Raw genomic sequence first — 19,821 nt, 5'->3', positions numbered from 1 at the left:
TTAAATAATTGATCGTACAAAAAATGAAAAAAACTACTGTTTTCGGGGAGTAAATTATGATAATGATGTTCTATTTTTGTGTAAGTTTAAAAAAGAGAGATAGATATATGATTTTATATTTTTATAGAACTGCGTTTCTGATAGTGTTTTATAGTATCTTTTTTATAAATTCTTCAAATGCTCAATATGCATTTGAAAAATATTCTGCTCCATCCTACAAAACATATAATACGTGGAAAGAATATGATAAAATAGCTACTAAGGGAACCTATGATTGTACTTTATCGATAGATCAATTTTTTGATAATAAAGATAGTATAACTATTCAATTAACCTGGTTCGCTGCCCAAATCGATTTTGGGATGATTCGTATTTTTCGAAATAAAAGGCAAATTCAAAAAATGAAACAACCAGGTTCATTTTCTCCTTTAACTATGAAAGGAGGGCTTGTTTTGGTGTCGGATATTAATGGTGATGGGTATAAAGATGTAAAGTTGATACAACAAGGTACAGGAAACGGAGTGATGGGTATGCTTGTTAAGGTCTTGTATTTATTTCAAAAAAATGATGCACTATTTCAAAAAATATCTTTTGATGATATGGTGTTTGAAGGGCATCGAGCAGAAAGGGATGTTGATGATGATGGTAATCATGAAATCATAACAATGAATCTGGAGCATGCTAATGGACACAGTTACTGGGCTTATAATGTTTTTGAGTATAGTAATGAGAGTTTAAGAAATGTAAATTTTAAAGTAGATTATCCAGTTCTTATTCAGTATACATACAAAAGGAATTATGAAATTACTCAACATATGAGTATGCTTCAAATGAAAAAGTATGAAAGAGAATTTCCTTCTGAGTATGATGTAAAATAAAAAGCATGGAGTTTTCTTTAAAAGAAAACTCCATGCTTTTTAAAGTTCTTAGAATTGATATTTAGTAAATACTAAATAATCCTTTTGGTTTGTTTTCTAGTTCATCAAAACGTTTAATACAGGCCTTGATAATATCTTTAGCTTCATCAATATTACCCCATCCACCTACATCAACTTTTTTTCGCTCTAAATCTTTATATACCTGAAAAAAGTGTTCTATTTCTTTTATTAAATGAGGATTCATTTCTTTTAGATCGGCAAGTCGGCTTGCAATAGGGTCAGAAACAGGAACACATATGATTTTTTCGTCAGGCCCTTTTTCATCTGCCATATGAAAAACACCAATAGGTTTAACTTCCATTACACAACCAGGAAATGTTGGTTCTGTAACTAACACTAAAACATCCAGAGGATCTCCATCTAAAGCCAGAGTTTCAGGAATAAATCCATAATCTGCCGGATACATCATAGAGGAAAAGATCATACGATCATATCTGATTTTTTTTATATCAAAATCGTACTCGTATTTATTTCTACTTCCTTTTGGTATTTCAATTAGTACGTCAAAGCTTTCTTTAGTAGCTGTACTCATAATTCTATTCTCTTTTTAATGGGCGGCAAATATAGGTATTACAAGGGGTTAGTTAAAATTTATAAAGAAAAATTATTACTTTTTTAGTTAAATCTTAATATTGTGATGAACTAAAAGGTTTTTAGATAAAAATAGACGGTAACAATACAGAAAAATATAATGATTGTATGATGCAATCGATGTTTTTAAACCAGTATACAGTAATCTTTTTCTAGAAATAAAATCCAAAAGATCCGGTAACTCCAAATTTACGAGCATCAGGATTATCGAAATAGTTCCCTCTGAAATGAAAATCTATTCTGAAAACCTTAAAAATATTCCCTACACCCAAACTATACTCCCAATAAATTTCGTCATTTGGAGCTCCTACACTTTGTAAAAACCCTGAGGCATCGATTGCGATGTTTTCATTAGATAATTCTCCCCAAACACCTCTTATACCAACCAATTCTCTAAGATTTAGTTTTCTTAGTAGCGGGATTCTAGAAAATATTCTACCATTAAAATTATGTTCTAAGTGAAGAGAGGTATAAGTATCTGTAACAAATTCATAATAGTTTAATAATGGAAAAGTATTATATATTGAAAGATAAGTTTGATTTCCTGGGATAACACTTAACAAGCCTAATGGGACTTCGCCAAATGTTTTTCCAACTTCCAGTGAGCTGTTTAATACACCAAAACCTCCAATGTTCCATGGTTGTCGGTAGAAAAATTGTAATTTTTGATATTCAAAATCACTTTCTATTAAACCCTTTACACCAACACTATAATTTAGAAATAGGGTGGAAAAATCCCCATCATTTACAACAATTCTATCTACACCATATCCTGTAGTTTTCCTACCTGGTGTATATGTAATTTGTGTTGCTATTTCGGTTTGTTTGATCTGAGTCCGTAATTCATTGGTTTCGGGATCAAGAAAATCTAAGCTAAATAATGAACGATCTGCTGGTTTTAAAGTTCTATAGGATCCTGTGACTCCAATTGTCAGGTTTTTTTTGGGTTCTATTTGCATAGAAAAAGCAGACAGATTGATAGATGTAAGTCTATCATTATCTCCAGTCGCAATAACAGAAGAGGAAGCCAGACTTCTCCCTTCAACATTATTAGTATTGGTTAAACTGGCACCAAGTTGCTCTACATCTCGTCGGTTTCCGGCAGCTACGATAAGCCTTGATTTTCGATCGACAAGATATTTTCCTGAAATCCCATATTTAAACTTATTGTCTTTAAAACCGTAAGCACCATATCCTTCGATACGCCATCTATCATTAGAAGTGAAATAAGTTCTACCACCTGCTCTAAGTCTAAACCCTTCAATATCATTAAATCCAATAGTATTGAAAAGTGGTCCAAAATCAAAACCATTAAACTCTACGTAACCCGAAGCTAATATGGTTCCAATATTATAAAGGCGTTTAAAAGCTTTTACTGTTTTAAGAGTATCGAGCAGTTTGTAAACTTTTTCTTCATCTTTATTAAGTTTTTCCATTCTGGCATTAGCCCAGAAAGAATCCTCTCTATTATAAATATCTTGATTATATGGATCTACTTGGCTTTGATAGAATTTGTTGTCTTTTTTTATGTCAAATTTATAATTGTCATATAAAGTGGTTCTTTTACCATATACTCCACGTGATTTTTCTTTCTTACTAAAAGCGAAATCAGACTGAAAATAATCTTTGGTAATTAGAAAAATAGAATCATTTAATACATCGAACTCTTGTTCGATATATAAATCTTTTACCCAGTTGATATTGGCACTCTTTGTAACTTCTAAGTTTATTTCTTTAATGGCCCAGGTGGTGTCATTTACCCAAAAATCGCCTTTAAAAGTCAATTCGTTTTTTCTTCTAGGGTAATATATAATATTATAACACCATTTGTTGCCTATATATGCACTATCGGTTAAGACATAATTATATACGCTAATACCGGTCCTAGATAGCGGACTGGTAAAACTTTTGTCAAAGAATTTTAAATAATTTTCATACACATCGTAATCAGAGTACAGATCTTTAACAAATGCAATTAAAGTTTGATTATCACTAAATCCGGCATTTTTATTTCCTGCCAGTACTTCTTTCTCTTCATTGATTATATTATCACCATATACTTTAGAAAGAGCTTCGTTAAGAAAAATAGGTAAATAAGTTTTTCCGGTTATTCTCGACGTATCTACATCATCAAAAATAAATTCCATGCCATTAAAAATCCTACTGTTGACCAAAGCACTATCAATAGTATTAAGGTCAAATTCTAATTTTTCATATTTATCATAGGTGTACTGTTTAAACTTCTTAACTCCGTTTTCTCGTCGATTTTTCCAGATTTTTCTTAGAATATCAATTGCGGGATTATTTTTTTTAGAAGTTTTTCCTTTATAAATAACAACTTCATCTAATGTAGCGGCTTCCTCTTCGAGGACGATTTCCATCTTATAGGTAACCCGTTTGGCTAGTTTTATAGTTTTGGTTTTAAAACCAATAAACGAAACTTTGACATTAGAATAATTATTATCGGATTCCATATAGAACCTACCATTTTCATCGGTTATGGTACCTATTGTAGAATTTGCAAATACAATATTAGCAAAAGGAACAGGTTGCTTATTACTATCATAAACCTGGCCGCCAATTTTAGTTTGTGAATAAAGAAATGTACAGCTACATAAAGTAAAAAGTATTCCTAAAATCAAATGTCTCATCTAAAATTATTAAGATTAATACTTGTGATAATTAGTGGATCACCTCAATTTTTGGGCCATTTTTGTACTTGATGGTGTTCCGAAAACTGATGAAACGCAAAATAAAGGAGTTCATTTTATTTATACATCACTTTTTTAACAGCTTTAACAACATCTTTACTGTTTGGTAACCATTCTTCTAATAACTGAGGAGAATATGGGGTTGGTGTATCTGCTGTATTGATTTTTATAATGGGTGCATCTAGGTAGTCGAAGATATTGGATTGCACCTGATATGTGATTTCTGAAGAAATATTAGCTAAAGGCCAAGCTTCTTCAAGAATAATTAATCGATTTGTTTTTTTAACAGAAGTAAATATAGCATCCAGATCTAAAGGTCGAACAGTTCTTAAATCTATGATTTCACAGGAAATATTTTCTTTAGCTAATTCATCTGCTGCTTTATAAGCTTCTTTGATAATTTTCCCAAATGAAACGATAGTAACATCATTACCTTCTCTCTTTGTTTCTGCTACTCCAAGAGGAATTGTAAATTCACCTTCTGGCACTTCGCCTTTATCACCATACATTTGTTCACTTTCCATAAAGATAACAGGGTCGTTATCTCTAATAGCAGATTTTAATAATCCTTTGGCGTCTTTTGGATTTGAAGGAACCACTACTTTTAATCCTGGTGTATTGGCAAACCAATTTTCAAAAGCTTGTGAGTGTGTAGCTCCTAATTGCCCTGCAGAAGCAGTAGGACCTCTAAAAACAATAGGAATGTTAAATTGACCACCACTCATTTGGCGCATTTTTGCAGCGTTATTAATGATTTGATCTATTCCAACCAATGAAAAATTAAACGTCATGAATTCGATAATTGGTCGATTACCATTCATGGCACTTCCAACACCAATACCAGCAAAACCTAATTCAGAGATAGGAGTGTCAAGAACTCTATCTGGGCCAAACTCGTCCAGCATGCCTTTACTCGCTTTATACGCTCCGTTATATTCTGCAACTTCTTCACCCATTAAGTATATGGATTCATCTCGTCGCATTTCTTCAGTCATTGCTTCGCAAATTGCTTCTCTGAATTGTATGGTTTTCATGTGCTTATTTTTATTGTTTTTAGTCGACACTGTTTATTTTTAGAATTAAAATTATCCGTAGATGTAACACTTATTGATAATTTAAATTCTTCTAATTTTATTTTAAAAAAATATTTTGTGCCATAACGAAGGCAAAAGTAGCAATTAAAACCCTTTGATAGGGGTTGAATATTGAAAAAATTTATTATGCGTGCATAGTAAATTATACTTTTTATTTGTACCTTCGCCTTTATTATTAAATTCTCAAAAAATACATATATAAAATGAAAATATTAGTTTGTATTAGCCATGTGCCAGACACAACTTCCAAAATTAATTTTACGGATGGAGATACTAAGTTTGACACCAATGGAGTGCAGTTTGTAATTAACCCTAATGATGAATTTGGATTAACTCGTGCAATGTGGTTTAAAGAAAAGCAAGGAGCATCTGTAGATGTTGCAAATGTTGGTGGCCCAGAGACAGAACCTACTTTGCGTAAAGCTTTGGCGATTGGTGCAGATAATGCAATTAGAGTAAATACTGAAGCAACAGACGGTTTTTATGTTGCTCGACAATTAGCAAAAGTTATACAAGATGGTGGTTATGACCTAGTTATTGCAGGTAGAGAATCTATTGATTATAATGGTGGTATGGTGCCTGGGATGATTTCTGCTCTTACAGGTGCTAATTTTGTAAATACATGCATCGGTTTAGAGGTCGAAGGAGATACGGCAACAGTTACTCGAGAAATTGACGGAGGAAAAGAAACTTCTACAGCTAAATTACCTTTAATCGTTGGTGGACAAAAAGGATTGGTAGAAGAAAGTGATTTACGTATTCCAAATATGAGAGGAATTATGATGGCCCGTAAAAAACCACTTACGGTAGTAGAGCCAATTGAAGCAGATCAGGAAACAAAAGCTGTTCAATTTCAAAAACCAACTCCAAAAGGAGAAGTAACATTAGTAGATCCTGATAATGTAGATCAATTGGTTGCATTATTGCATAACGAGGCTAAAGTGATTTAATTGAAGACTAAATCATTCCGAACTTGTTTCGGAGTCTTTTGAAAATTAACAAAACAATCAAACAGTTCCTGAAACAGATTCGGGAAAAATTAAACAAAATTTTTATGTCAATTTTAGTATATACAGAAAGTGAAGGCCAAAAATTTAAAAAAGCCGCTTTCGAAGTAGCATCTTATGCAAAAGAAGTTGCTGCTATGCTTGGTACAACTGTAACCGCTGTAAGTATTAATGGAGGAGATAGTAGTGAATTAGGAGCGTATGGAGTAGATAAAGTTTTAGAGATAAAAAATGATAAGCTATCTACATTTAATGCAAAAGCATATGCAGATGCAATAAAACAGGCAGCAGTACAAGAAGGAGCAAAGGTTGTTGTGGTAAGTTCTACAGCAGATAGTAAATTTTTAGCACCTTTATTAGCTGTGCACCTTAATGCTGGATATGCATCTAATGTTGTAGGGTTACCAGAAAGTGCTTCTCCTTTTAAAGTGAAACGTACTGCATTTACCAATAAAGCATTTAATGTTACAGAAATACCAACTGATGTTAAAGTAATTGGTTTATCTAATAATGCTTTTGGTCTTAAAGAAAATGCTGCGTCTGCCACTTCTGAGGCTTTTGATCCGTCGCTTTCTGATGACGATTTTGGAGTACAGGTAACCGCTGTGGATAAAGCTACAGATAAGGTTTCTATCGCAGATGCAGAAATTGTAGTATCAGGAGGACGTGGGTTAAAAGGTCCTGAAAATTGGGGAATGATAGAAGAGCTGGCAGAAGTGCTTGGTGCCGCTACCGCATGTTCAAAACCAGTAAGTGATATGGGATGGAGACCTCATAGCGAACACGTAGGACAGACAGGAAAACCAGTTGCATCTAACCTGTACATAGCTATCGGAGTTTCTGGAGCTATTCAACACTTGGCAGGGATTAATGCCAGTAAAGTAAAAGTGGTGATTAATAACGATCCCGAGGCACCTTTCTTTAAAGCGGCAGACTACGGAATAGTAGGAGATGCTTTTGAAGTAGTGCCAAAACTTATTGAAAAATTAAAAGAATTTAAGTCGAATAACGCATAATTTTCATAAATTGTGCCCAATTAGGGGCTGTTTGAACCTACGTAAAAATCCGCATGTTCAAACAGCTCTTTTTTATTGAGAGCAATATGAGTTTAGTTCGACTGAACATAAAAGGAATATCATACAGTCAAACCCAAAATGGCGCTTATGCGCTAATTTTAAGTGAGGTGGATGGAGAAAGAAAGTTGCCAATTGTTATAGGTGCTTTTGAGGCGCAATCTATAGCTATTGCTTTAGAAAAGGAAATAAAACCGCCAAGACCACTTACCCATGATCTTTTTAAGAATTTTGCAGATCGGTTTGATATTATAGTGAAGCAAGTAATTATTCATAAACTGGTAGACGGTGTCTTTTATTCCAGTGTTATTTGTGAACGCGATAAAATTGAAGAAATCATTGATGCCAGAACAAGCGATGCTATTGCATTGGCCTTACGATTTCAAGCTCCTATATTTACGTATAAAAATATTTTGGATCAGGCCGGTATATATCTTAAAGTAAATCCCAAAAAGGATGATGAGACTGATCCCGAGAGTCTTTTGGTAGATGAACTGGTTTCTGATGATGTTGAAATGGTAGGTAAAGAAACAAGTTATAAAGACTTATCTATTGAAGAACTCAATCGAATGCTTGATCAGGCAGTTACTAATGAAGACTATGAATTAGCAGCAAGGATTCGCGATGAAATTTCCAAACGAGGCTAATTTGTATGTCAGCATTAAAGATCTAATCTATTTTAAATGAGTTCAATTTTTATGAAGAAAGGATTACTTACTTTTCTGTTATCACTATTCGTTTTCACCATATTATCAGCACAATCCATAGAGAAAAAATGGATTTTAGAAAAAGTTAACGGAACTCCAGAAGAAACTTTTGCCGTTAAAAAGGGAGATTATCTTTCATTAGAACAAGGCCAGTTTTCATATTCCTTTAATGGTGCTTCAGAAATACTACAAGGAGATTATTTACAGCAAAATAGCGTTTTATTACTTTTCCCCGAGACAGCTCAAGATTCCCTTATACGATATAAAGTTACTACCTTAACTGATTCTACGCTGGTCATTTCAAAAAATAATATATCATATGCTCTTACTACTCAGGAAGAAACTGTACAAGTAGCTCCTGTTGCAGAGGTTAATCAGCTTATACCCAATCAAGGATTTTCGTTTAATAGTTTATGGAGAGGTATTTTAGGAATGATAGCACTTCTGATAATTGCATTTTTATTTAGCAGTAACCGAAAAGCTATTAATTGGAAAACAGTTGGATTAGGTGTTGGATTTCAATTAATAATTGCTATTGGAGTTTTAAAAGTACCGTTTGTTCAAACGATATTTGAATGGGTTGGAGGCCTATTTGTTAGTGTTTTAGACTTTACTAGAGCGGGAAGTAAATTTCTGTTTGAAGGTTTGGTTGTAGATATGGATACTTTTGGTTTTATATTCGCTTTTCAAGTATTACCAACTATTATATTCTTTTCAGCTTTAACTTCCTTATTATTTTATTTAGGTATTATTCAAAAAGTAGTAAAAGGCTTAGCTTGGTTGTTGACCAAAGCACTCAAGATATCTGGAGCAGAAAGTTTAAGTGTCGCTGGTAACATCTTTTTAGGCCAAACAGAAGCGCCTCTATTAATTAAAGCATATTTAGAAAAGATGAATAAGTCTGAAATGCTATTAGTTATGATCGGTGGCATGGCAACTGTTGCTGGAGCCGTACTGGCAGCATATATTGGGTTTTTAGGAGGAGACGACCCGGTTTTACGATTACAATTTGCAAAACACCTATTAGCAGCATCAGTAATGGCAGCTCCTGGAGCAATTGTTATTTCTAAAATACTATTTCCGCAAACAGAAAAAATTAATACAGACGTGCATGTTTCTTCAGAAAAAATAGGATCTAATATTTTAGACGCTATAGCAAACGGAACAACTGAAGGCTTAAGACTAGCTGTAAATGTTGGTGCTATGTTATTAGTGTTTGTAGCCTTTATTGCTATGCTGAACGGTGTATTAAGTTGGGTTGGAGACATCACTTCTATAAACACTTGGATAGCATCAAACACAGCCTACCAAAGCTTATCTCTTGAACTTATTTTAGGTTATCTTTTTGCGCCATTAATGTGGATGATTGGAGTCGCCAAAGAAGATATAGCTTTAATGGGTCAACTCCTAGGAATTAAATTGGCAGCAAGTGAGTTTGTAGGATATATACAATTAGCAGATTTAAAAAACCCAGCTAACGCACTACATTTTACCTATAATAAATCTGTGATTATGGCTACTTATATGCTATGTGGTTTTGCAAATTTTGCTTCAATCGGAATACAGATAGGAGGTATTGGTTCGTTGGCACCTGGTCAGCGAAAAACATTGTCTGAATTTGGTATGAAAGCACTGATCGGAGGTACGATAGCATCCCTGTTATCTGCTACAATTGCAGGAATGATAATAGGATAATAGTTTTTTCATAATGTATTGTTAAAAACTATTGTACAACAATCCTTAAATCAATAAATTAAAGAGTGCCTCGTATGCTATTTTTTGTATATTTGGAAAGCACTTTTAACTTTAAAGATTAACATAAACATAAACTGTAAGAGAGAATATGAAGCAATATCTTGATCTTGTGAATCATGTAATTGAAAATGGAAATGCAAAAGAAGATCGAACTGGAACAGGCACAAAAAGCGTTTTTGGTTATCAAATGCGTTTTGATCTAAGTGAAGGTTTCCCTATGGTTACTACCAAAAAACTACATCTAAAATCTATAGTCCACGAATTATTATGGTTTTTGAAAGGAGATACCAATGTAGGCTACCTTCAGGAGAATGGTGTTCGTATCTGGAATGAATGGGCTGATGATAATGGAGATTTAGGTCCTGTGTATGGTCATCAATGGCGTAATTGGGATGGTAACGAAATTGACCAGATCAAAGAAATAGTAGAGACGCTTAAAAACAACCCCGATAGTAGACGTATGTTAGTATCTGCCTGGAACCCAAGCGTTCTACCGGATACATCAAAGTCATTTTCTGAAAATGTGGCTAACGGTAAGGCAGCATTGCCTCCTTGTCATGCTTTTTTTCAATTTTATGTTGCTAATGGTAAGCTATCTTGTCAACTGTATCAGCGTAGCGCAGATATTTTTTTAGGAGTACCATTTAATATAGCTTCTTATGCCTTGTTTACCATGATGATGGCACAGGTTTGCGGCTACGAAGCAGGTGAGTTTATACATACTTTTGGAGATGCTCATATCTACAATAACCATAAAGAACAACTAGAACTTCAGCTATCTAGAACACCTCGAAAATTACCCAAAATGATACTTAATCCAGAGGTGAAAAATATTTTTGGCTTCGTTTTTGATGATTTCAAGTTAGTAGACTATGATCCACACTCTCATATAAAGGGAAGGGTTGCAGTTTAAGCCCAAATTTTAAATGAACTACGATGAAAAAAACATTACTTATTTTAACACTTTTGCTTTCGGGAATTTCTTTTTCCCAGGATGCAATAATTTTATCGCAGGAAAATGCGAATGAAAAAGGAATCACACCGATGTGGCCAAAATGTGATCGATCAAGACAGACTCCTACTCAATGTTTTGACCAAAAATTGAGAAATCATATTATTCAAAATTTTGAGTACCCAGAAATTGCTTTGAACGAAGGATTAAGCGGTACAGTAACGGTAGAGTTTATTATAAATAAAAAAGGAAAAGTAGAAGTGCTTGAAGTTACAGGAGCACATAGATACTTACAAAGAGAAGCTATTAGAATTATTAGAGCTATACCTAAGATGAAACCCGGTAAATGGGGAGAAAAACCAATAGCTATCGCTTATACAGTTCCAATTACTTTTAGAAAACCACAGTAATATATAGATTGGGCATTCTAATTTTAACATTGGATTAACCTTGTTATAGGATAAAAAATAATAAAAATCAGTAAATTTGAGTGTATACGTAAGTTGTATACACTCTTTTTTATGATCATTATAGATAATTTAATAACTTCCTTTTTAAGAACCCGATCAGATACCGAAGAAATTTGTGCTCCTCTCCAGATAGAAGATTATGTCATCCAGCCAATTGTAGATGTTTCTCCTCCAAAATGGCACCTAGGACATACTACCTGGTTTTTTGAAGAATTCATTCTATCAAAATATGTGTCAGGTTTTAAACGATTTCATCCAGAGTATGCCTATGTTTTTAATAGCTATTATGAAAGTGTTGGAAAACGGGTAATACGTACCGATAGAGGAAATCTTTCTAGACCAACAGTAAGTGAAGTATATGAATATAGAGATTATATTACCTCGCACTTGCAGACTTTTTTAGAGGAAAATGATGATCCAGAAATTAGAGAATTGGTAGAGATTGGTATTCATCATGAAAAACAACATCAAGAATTATTGATTACAGATATAAAATTTATATTGGGAAATAATCCGTTGTTTCCTAAATATAATGATACGTTTTCTGAAAACCCTATTTCTAATGATGATCAAACTCCTGAATATAGTACTGTAGAAGCAGGTATTTATGAGATTGGATATACAGGAAATAAATTTTGTTATGACAATGAGCTTGGCAGACATAAAGTATATCTTAGAGAGTATACGATTGCAAATGCACTTGTGACAAATAGAGAATATCTTGATTTTATCGAAGATAAAGGGTATGAAAATAGCTTGTTATGGCATGCAGAAGCCTGGGATTGGATACATAAAGATAACATCAAAGCTCCATTGTATTGGCATAAAATAGATGGACAATACTATCAGTATACCTTACGGGGATTAAAAACAGTGGATTATACAGCTCCGGTTACTCACATTTCGTTCTATGAAGCATTTGCTTTTGCCCAATGGAAAGGAGAGCGATTACCAACCGAGTTCGAATGGGAAACTGCACAATCTCTTTTCGAATGGGGGATACGATGGGAATGGACAGAAAGTGCATATTCGCCTTATCCTAACTACAAAAAAGCTCCTGGAGCATTAGGTGAGTATAACGGAAAATTTATGGTTAATCAGAAAGTGTTGCGAGGAGGATCGGTAGCTACACCACGAAACCATACAAGATCAACATATCGCAATTTTTTTCACCCACACCTTAGATGGCAATTTACAGGATTGCGATTAGTGAAGGATTAATAACTCTATTTTTTACATGAATTCTAAAGATCAAAAAGTATTGGTTTCTACTTTCGAGAAAGAAGTATGCGAAGGTTTAACTGCGTTTCCAAAATATTTATCATCTAAATTTTTTTATGATGAAATAGGAGATGAACTCTTCCAACAAATAATGGCATTGCCAGAATATTATCTCACACGAGCAGAATATGAAATTTTTGAAACTCATAAATCTGATATTATTCAAAAATTTGATACCCACAAAGAAGGTTTTGACTTAATCGAATTGGGAGCAGGTGACGGAAAAAAAACAAAAGTGTTATTGCAAGAATTGCTAAATCAACACTATAATTTTACTTATAACCCCATTGATATTAGCGAAAATGCTATTGATGGATTGGTAAAAAATTTAAACCAAGAAATGCCTGGAGTTACTGTACAAGGACAAATAGGTGAGTACTTTGAAGTCTTAGATCGATTAAAGCACATGAGCGACCGTAAAAAAGTAATTATGGTTCTGGGATCTAATATAGGTAATCTATTACATGCAAGAGCCATTCAGTTTTTGAAAAAATTATACAATGCAATGCATACTGGTGATTTGCTTTTTATAGGGTTTGACCAAAAAAAACACCCCCAGAAAGTTTTGGATGCATATAACGACAAATCTGGAGTAACAGCAGCTTTTAATAAAAATGTTTTGGCAAGAATCAATAAAGAACTTAATGGAAATTTTGATCTGGATAAATTCATGCACTGGGAAACGTATGATCCCGAAAATGGAACTGCCAAAAGTTATTTGGTGAGTAAAGAAAAGCAAACTGTTGATATTGATGGTTTATCATTACAAGTTCACTTCGAAGCCTGGGAAAGCATTCATACCGAGATTTCTCAAAAATATGATGATGATATTGTAAAATGGCTGGCAAAAGAATCTGGTTTAAAAATCGTGAAATCTTTTTCTGACCAGAATAATGACTATAAAGACTATCTAATTACAAAAGAAGAATAACAAAATAAAAAATACCCAGAATATGAAAGCAATTTGGAACGGACAAGTGATAGCAGAAAGTAATGATACCAAAGTGATAGAAAATAATCATTATTTTCCGCCAGAAGCAATAAAAAAAGAATTTTTTAAGTCGAGTGACACGCATACTAATTGTCCATGGAAAGGAGTGGCATCGTATTATACAATCGAGGTAGATGGAAAAGAAAACAAGGATGCAGCATGGTATTATCCAAATACCAGTGATTTAGCAAAACAAATTAAAGATTATGTTGCCTTTTGGAAAGGTGTTGAGGTTGTGGATTAACACCTTTCAACACCTTATAAGATTTATTAGAGTTAAAAATCAATTAGACCTGATAAAAACCGAAGTCTTTAGTCTTAGATTACAAGTAAACTATTATCTGTAGCAGCAAAATCGTTCCACTGGTATCCATCAGCTTCGATTTCATTGGTCCATTCACCATCTACAATATATTTAAATTCAAATTTATTGTCTTTAGGAAGATTGATGGTCCCTTTAAAGTTTCCATTTTTTAACTTCTTCAAAATGGTAGCTTCTGTATTCCACTCATTAAATTCTCCAGCTACGCTTACATTATTTGCTTCTTTCGCAGGAACAATAAAGGTAACTTTACAAATAGGTTTAGATTTTAAGTATTGCTTAGTAATCGCCATAATTTATGTACTATTAAATATTGGTTAATAAATTAAAAACTAAAGTTACTGCAAAACATTAAAAGCGAAAAGGAGGAAGTGTCAGATTATCAGTAATTTAATCAACATTTAACAATAAGATATTAACGATAACGATGTAGTATATCAAGTAATTTTTCTAAATCCTCTTTTGTGTTATAAAAATGAAGGCTAACTCGAATACCCTGTCCACGAAGAGAAGTAATTATTTGATGTTTTTTTAAATGTAAATGTAGCTCCTGATCACCCTTTATATTAAAAATAGTACTATGTTTTTGTCGCTTTACCACATTTTCTTCTAATAGATTTAGTTTGGTAAATTCTGATTTTGCATACTCACATAATTTGTTCATATGATCTTCAATAGTTGCAATGCCTATTTTGTTTAGAAAATTCAGAGAATATTGTAAGCTTCCAAAATTAAAGGTGTCCAAATGACCACATTCAAATCTTGCTTGCAAACTTGTATATGAAGGATCATAATTGGTTTTGGTAGCAGCATCGATATATGAAGAAGGTGTAATCTGATCTAATATTTGATGGTTAAACAACATAAATCCATTACCATATCCTCCCAGTAACCATTTGTAGCCACTACATCCCAAAATATCAATTCCCGAAGCATTAAAATCGAAAGCTCTAGTGCCACAAAACTGTGTAGCATCGGCGATAAAAAGCACATCAGGATATTTGGTTTTTAATGCGGTAAGAAAATCAAGATCTATTGCAATACCATTAATGTATTGTATTAGGCTAAATGCAAAAATATCAGGCTTGTGTTTTTGTATGGCACTTTCAATATTTTGTTCTACTGTAGCATCTATTATAGCATAGCAAACATCAAATCCTTTGCTAGTTACAGCAAAGTTAATTGAAGGATAGTCTTCATCCAGCAATAATACTTTTTTATTTTTATCTAACCCATTCAATATCGTATTGAACCCTAAAGAAAAATTAGGAGTTAATACCACATTGTCATTAGAACTTCCAAAAAATGTTGCAATAGTTTTACGCACATTATTTAAAAAGTCCTGTTGATGATCTCTAAATAGGCTTCCACCAATAAGAAAATCTAAATCATGTTCTTGTCTAAAATCTAAAAGCGAATCATAAAGTAATCCAGAAGATGCTGTATTGAGATATGTATTATGAGATAAAACAGGAAACTCTTTTCTTAAATTCTTCATAAGTAATTTTAGTGCTTTTTGGTAAAAACTATATCTTTACTTGCCGGTACTAAGTTAGCATTAATATGTTTTCAAAAAAGAAAGAAACAACACAAATTGACCCACAGCAACGTGAGCTATATGAGCATGCACGTAAACGTGTTATTCAGAAAAAAAGATTATTTCAGCACTTTATTATTTTTATAGTTGGATCAATATTCTTAGCAATTCTCAATCTAGTATTTGGTTATGGAAAAGAGGTTACCTTATTAGGAATAGATTGGTATATTATTGCAATACTTTGCTGGGCATTCCTTTTGGTAGTACATTTTTGTAATGTGTGGTTGTTTAGTACATTTATGGGGCAAGAGTGGGCAGATCGCCAGATGGAACGATTAATTACCAAACAAAAAGAAGAAATTGTTTTACTTCAAAAAGATGTAGATTTAATGTACCCCAAAGAAGAATTGGTTAAAAAGAAAGAAGGATTTATAAAAGGAAAAACATCAGAGATTGTGGGAGAGTTAAAAGAAACTAAGAATATGATTACAATGATTGCAGCGGCAGGAGAAAATAATGCCTTAGGTAAGGATAATGATCTGGTTTGGCATTTGCCAGATGATTTTAAGCGGTTTAAAAAACTAACGACCGGCCATCATATTATTATGGGACGTAAAACTTTTGAAACTTTTCCTAAATTACTTCCAAACCGCGTACATATTGTTATTACCAGAAATACAAACTATCAGGCAGAAGGTGTAATAGTAGTGCATAACATGCAGGATGCTTTAGAAATTGCTAAAGGTGATGCACAACCTTTTATTATAGGAGGTGGCGAGATTTATACCATAGGGATGGATTATGCAAATTGTATAGAGTTGACCCGGGTACATGAGTCTTTTGAAGCAGACGCTTTTTTTCCTGAAATTGATGCTAAAGCCTGGAAGTTGGAGAAAGAAGAATTTCATGATATAGACGAAAAGCATAAGTACCCTTTTACGTATTTGACGTATATTAAAAAATAATGCGCTCTTCAAAATTCACATCTCATTTTGAAGAATTACTTTCAGAAAAGATAATAGCGATACAGCCATTATCAGGTGGAGATATTAATGAGGTCTGTCTTATACAGACTAGCCATCAAAAGGTTGTTGCTAAACTTAATAGTGCTTCAAAATTCCCTGGGATGTTCAAGACAGAAGCCAAAGGTCTTGAAAAACTTAAAGATTCAAACACATTTACCATACCAGATATTATTCATTTCGGTGAATTTGATGATATTGCTTTTTTGATATTAGAATATATTGATTCTGGAAAACAAACAGATGATTTTTGGGAAACGTTTGGAGAACAATTAGCAGTTCTACACCAACAAAATGATTCTTATTTTGGTTTCGAAAATGATAATTATATCGGGAGTTTACCGCAGTATAATACTGTATGTGATTCTACATATCAATTCTATGTGACCCAGCGATTACAACCACAATTTGAATTATCGCGACAAAAAGGATTTAAATTTTCAAACTTAGATACATTTTATAAAACGATTAAAGATGAAATTCCAGACGAAAAACCAAGCCTGATTCATGGTGATTTATGGAGTGGTAATTTTATGATTGATATGCAGGGATATCCTTGTCTTATTGATCCAGCAGTTGCTTATGCACCCAGAGAAATGGATATAGGTATGATGCATCTTTTTGGAGGTTTTAACTCTAAAGTATTTGATGTCTATAATGAAGTTTTTCCTCTTGTCGGGAATTGGAAAGATCGATTACCGATTTGGCAATTGTATTACCTCTTGGTTCACCTTAACCTGTTTGGGAGTTCTTATTACAATAAGGTAAAAAGTATTGTAAAGCGGTATTCGTAATAAACTCACCTTACTTTTTTTAGACGGTTATATAAATTAGAGATAAATAATTTGAATTAAGTTTTTTCAGTTCCGAAAAATGAAACTGAGATGTTCTACTATTGCATAGAATATTACATTTTAATCTATAGAATTCTTTGTGGCTTAAAAGAAAATTTGAAAACCTAAAGCCCTTATCTAACTAAATAATAATTAGCTAATCTAAAATGAAAAAACAACTACTATTTCTTTTAATCGTAATTTTAAATATTAATTGCTATTCACAAATTACTTTCCAGAAAGGTTATTATATCGATAATTCTGGTCAAAAAATTGATTGCCAAATTAGAAATATTGATTGGAAAAATAATCCAACCGAATTTGAATATAGATTATCAGAAGATACAGAACATAAGAAAATCACGATCAAATCTGTTAAAGAGTTTGGGGTTTATGATATATTAAAATATCGTAGACATGTAGTTATGATAGAGAGATCAAGCAATGTAATGAGCAAATTGAGTACTAGTGGAAATCTTACATTTAAAGAAGAAGAACTTTTTTTAAAGGTAGTAATAGAAGGAAAAGCTAATTTGTACTCATTTGAAGGTAAAAACTTGTCAAAGTTTTTTTATAGTGTAGATAATTCTGAAGTTAAGCAACTAATATTTAAAAAATATTTAACCCCAGAAAACAAAATAAATATAAACAATAGATATAGGCAGCAGTTATGGAGTGATTTAAAATGCAAAGGCATTTCAATGAACACTTTTAAAAATGTAGATTATTATAAAAATGAACTAAAAGCTCTTTTTGAGAAATACAATAAATGTAACAATTCAAAATCCATCAATTTTGAAAAGAAACAAAAAAGAGATTTATTTAATTTAACAGTGAGACTTGGTTTAAATAGTTCTTCTCTATCCATACGCAATGATGCTTTGTTTTCATCATATAATATGGATTTTGGTAATGAATTAGGATTCAGGTTTGGAGTTGAAGCTGAATTCATTTTACCGTTTAACAAAAACAAATGGGCCGTGCTGGTTGAGCCAAAATATCAATATTATAAATCAGAAAACGAAAGAATTTTAAACCCGAATACTGTTATTGAGCGAACAGAACAGATTGAGGTGGATTACAAGTCTTTAGAAATACCTATTGGGATTAGACATTATATGTTTTTAAATGAAGATTCAAAATTATTTATCAATAGCTCTTTTGCATTTGTTTTAAATCTAAACTCAAATATTACTTTTGAACATAGTGAAAATTTGGATATTCAGGCAGGAAGCAATTTAACTTTTGGTTTAGGATACAAATACAATGATAAATATAGTTTGGAATGTAGATATGGATTAAGTCATGATATCTTAAATGATTATGCAGATTGGAGTTCTGATTATAAAACACTGTCTATAATCTTTGGGTATTCTATATTTTAAATAAGACAACTTGTTGCGTTAGGGATAGTAGTAGAAATCCCGAGTATTGTCTTTTTAAACTAAGATACTGAGTTTAACGAAGTGTTGTCTAGGGGTAGATAATGCGAGGAATTGTAGCGAATAGCCCGCCCGGACGCCCAAAACAAAAATTCTAGTTACTCGTACCAACTTTATCCTTACTTTTGTCAAAATTTTAAATACACAGTATCATATGAACGCATATGTATTTCCTGGTCAAGGAGCTCAATTTTCGGGAATGGGTCTTGACCTATATGAAAACTCAGATATCGCTAAAGAACTTTTTGATAAAGCAAATGATATCTTAGGGTTTGAGATTACCAAAATTATGTTTGAAGGTACCGCAGATGAGTTAAAACAAACTAAAGTAACACAACCCGCTATCTTTTTACATTCTGTTATCTTAAGTAAAGTATTAGGAGATAGTTTTAAACCAGATATGGTTGCGGGACATTCTTTAGGTGAATTTTCTGCTTTGGTTGCTAATGGAACTCTTAATTTTGAAGATGCATTACGATTGGTATCCAAACGAGCGATGGCAATGCAAAAAGCATGTGAGTTAAAACCATCTACAATGGCAGCTGTTTTGGGATTAGAAGATGAGGTAGTAGAGCAAGGGTGTGAAGCAACAGATGGAATTGTAGTAGCAGCAAATTATAATTGCCCAGGGCAATTAGTAATCTCTGGCGAAGTAGAAGCTATCGAAAAAGCTTGTGAGTTGATGAAAGAAAAAGGAGCCCGAAGAGCATTGGTATTGCCTGTAGGAGGCGCTTTTCATTCGCCATTAATGGAACCAGCCAGAGAAGAATTGGCTGCAGCGATTGAAGCTACGACATTTAATGTGCCTAATTGCCCAGTGTATCAAAATGTAACCACAAAAGCAGTTACAGATCCCGAGGAAATTAAAAAGAACTTGATCGCACAACTTACTGCACCTGTAAAATGGACACAAAGTGTACAAAATATGATCAAAGATGGTGCAACATCATTTACCGAAGTTGGACCAGGAAAAGTATTATCAGGACTGGTTAAAAAAGTAGATCGATCTATGGAAACTATTTCGGCTTCGATGTAAGAATTTCAACGATAAATTATAAACCTCGCAGAAGATCTTCTGCGAGGTTTTTTATAACC

19 protein-coding genes are annotated in these 19,821 nt (G+C 32.9%); 14 read left to right on the top strand and 5 right to left on the bottom strand.

The genetic code is table 11. The annotated features are described in order from the left end of the window. Positions 1-107 precede the first annotated feature (107 nt). Complete coding sequence (locus tag DG435_RS21610; protein ID WP_106794782.1) at positions 108-878, top strand: hypothetical protein; 771 nt, start codon at positions 108-110, stop codon at positions 876-878. Positions 879-939: 61 nt separating this feature from the next. On the opposite strand, the gene DG435_RS21605 is transcribed toward DG435_RS21610, so the two are convergent. From DG435_RS21605 to DG435_RS21595, 3 genes are all read right to left on the bottom strand, one after another. Beyond that, positions 940-1,470 carry an inorganic diphosphatase gene (locus tag DG435_RS21605; RefSeq protein ID WP_106794783.1) on the bottom strand — a complete coding sequence of 177 codons (531 nt, stop codon included), beginning with the start codon at positions 1,468-1,470 and terminating at the stop codon, positions 940-942. 211 nt (positions 1,471-1,681) lie between these two features. Further along, the gene (locus DG435_RS21600; protein WP_106794784.1) at positions 1,682-4,180 is read right to left on the bottom strand and encodes a DUF5686 and carboxypeptidase-like regulatory domain-containing protein; all 2,499 of its coding nucleotides are present in this window, start codon (positions 4,178-4,180) and stop codon (positions 1,682-1,684) included. Positions 4,181-4,296: 116 nt separating this feature from the next. Beyond that, a complete protein-coding gene (locus DG435_RS21595) occupies positions 4,297-5,304 on the bottom strand; it encodes a pyruvate dehydrogenase complex E1 component subunit beta (RefSeq protein ID WP_255409750.1) in 1,008 nt (335 codons plus the stop codon). Positions 5,305-5,537: 233 nt separating this feature from the next. Between DG435_RS21595 and DG435_RS21590 the strand changes: the two genes are divergently transcribed. The 9 genes from DG435_RS21590 to DG435_RS21550 all read left to right on the top strand — a co-directional run bounded on the left by DG435_RS21590 (position 5,538) and on the right by DG435_RS21550 (position 13,814). After that, a complete protein-coding gene (locus DG435_RS21590; RefSeq protein ID WP_106794785.1) occupies positions 5,538-6,284 on the top strand; it encodes an electron transfer flavoprotein subunit beta/FixA family protein in 747 nt (248 codons plus the stop codon). Positions 6,285-6,388: 104 nt separating this feature from the next. Beyond that, complete coding sequence (locus DG435_RS21585; protein WP_106794786.1) at positions 6,389-7,357, top strand: electron transfer flavoprotein subunit alpha/FixB family protein; 969 nt, start codon at positions 6,389-6,391, stop codon at positions 7,355-7,357. 86 nt (positions 7,358-7,443) lie between these two features. Further along, a complete protein-coding gene (locus DG435_RS21580; protein WP_024770597.1) occupies positions 7,444-8,061 on the top strand; it encodes a bifunctional nuclease family protein in 618 nt (205 codons plus the stop codon). Between the two features lie 51 nt (positions 8,062-8,112). After that, positions 8,113-9,816 (top strand): NupC/NupG family nucleoside CNT transporter, encoded by a 1,704-nt coding sequence (locus DG435_RS21575; protein WP_106794787.1) that lies wholly within the window; start codon positions 8,113-8,115, stop codon positions 9,814-9,816. A 148-nt stretch (positions 9,817-9,964) separates the two neighbouring features. Further along, positions 9,965-10,789 (top strand): thymidylate synthase, encoded by an 825-nt coding sequence (locus DG435_RS21570; RefSeq protein WP_106794788.1) that lies wholly within the window; start codon positions 9,965-9,967, stop codon positions 10,787-10,789. 23 nt (positions 10,790-10,812) lie between these two features. After that, entirely contained in the window at positions 10,813-11,238 is a 426-nt protein-coding gene (locus tag DG435_RS21565) for an energy transducer TonB (protein ID WP_106794789.1), read from the top strand. A 111-nt stretch (positions 11,239-11,349) separates the two neighbouring features. Continuing rightward, entirely contained in the window at positions 11,350-12,519 is a 1,170-nt protein-coding gene (gene egtB, locus DG435_RS21560) for an ergothioneine biosynthesis protein EgtB (RefSeq protein WP_106794790.1), read from the top strand. A gap of 16 nt (positions 12,520-12,535) precedes the next feature. Beyond that, positions 12,536-13,510: an L-histidine N(alpha)-methyltransferase gene (gene egtD, locus DG435_RS21555; RefSeq protein WP_106794791.1), complete on the top strand. Its 975-nt coding sequence runs from the start codon at positions 12,536-12,538 to the stop codon at positions 13,508-13,510. A gap of 22 nt (positions 13,511-13,532) precedes the next feature. Next, complete coding sequence (locus DG435_RS21550; protein ID WP_024770603.1) at positions 13,533-13,814, top strand: DUF427 domain-containing protein; 282 nt, start codon at positions 13,533-13,535, stop codon at positions 13,812-13,814. A 74-nt stretch (positions 13,815-13,888) separates the two neighbouring features. Here DG435_RS21550 and DG435_RS21545 read toward each other — a convergent pair whose 3' ends face one another. Continuing rightward, positions 13,889-14,185 carry an isoamylase early set domain-containing protein gene (locus DG435_RS21545; RefSeq protein ID WP_024770604.1) on the bottom strand — a complete coding sequence of 99 codons (297 nt, stop codon included), beginning with the start codon at positions 14,183-14,185 and terminating at the stop codon, positions 13,889-13,891. A gap of 122 nt (positions 14,186-14,307) precedes the next feature. After that, entirely contained in the window at positions 14,308-15,390 is a 1,083-nt protein-coding gene (locus DG435_RS21540) for an aminotransferase class V-fold PLP-dependent enzyme (protein ID WP_106794792.1), read from the bottom strand. A 65-nt stretch (positions 15,391-15,455) separates the two neighbouring features. Here DG435_RS21540 and DG435_RS21535 point away from each other — a divergent pair, with 65 nt between their 5' ends. From DG435_RS21535 to fabD, 4 genes are all read left to right on the top strand, one after another. Continuing rightward, entirely contained in the window at positions 15,456-16,394 is a 939-nt protein-coding gene (locus DG435_RS21535) for a dihydrofolate reductase (RefSeq protein WP_106794793.1), read from the top strand. Beyond that, positions 16,394-17,245: a fructosamine kinase family protein gene (locus DG435_RS21530; RefSeq protein ID WP_106794794.1), complete on the top strand. Its 852-nt coding sequence runs from the start codon at positions 16,394-16,396 to the stop codon at positions 17,243-17,245. The genes DG435_RS21535 and DG435_RS21530 overlap by 1 nt, the downstream gene beginning before the upstream one ends. 206 nt (positions 17,246-17,451) lie before the next feature. Beyond that, positions 17,452-18,669, top strand: coding sequence for a PorT family protein (locus DG435_RS21525; RefSeq protein WP_108840667.1), 1,218 nt, complete (start codon positions 17,452-17,454; stop codon positions 18,667-18,669). Positions 18,670-18,880: 211 nt separating this feature from the next. After that, entirely contained in the window at positions 18,881-19,762 is an 882-nt protein-coding gene (gene fabD / locus DG435_RS21520; RefSeq protein WP_106791403.1) for an ACP S-malonyltransferase, read from the top strand. Positions 19,763-19,821: the final 59 nt, after the last annotated feature.

The organism is Aquimarina sp. Aq78 (assembly GCF_900299525.1).
In the GTDB taxonomy this organism is placed as follows: Bacteria; Bacteroidota; Bacteroidia; order Flavobacteriales; family Flavobacteriaceae; genus Aquimarina.
The sequence above is the reverse complement of the archived record's forward strand: the minus strand, read 5'-3'. Positions and strand labels throughout refer to the sequence as shown.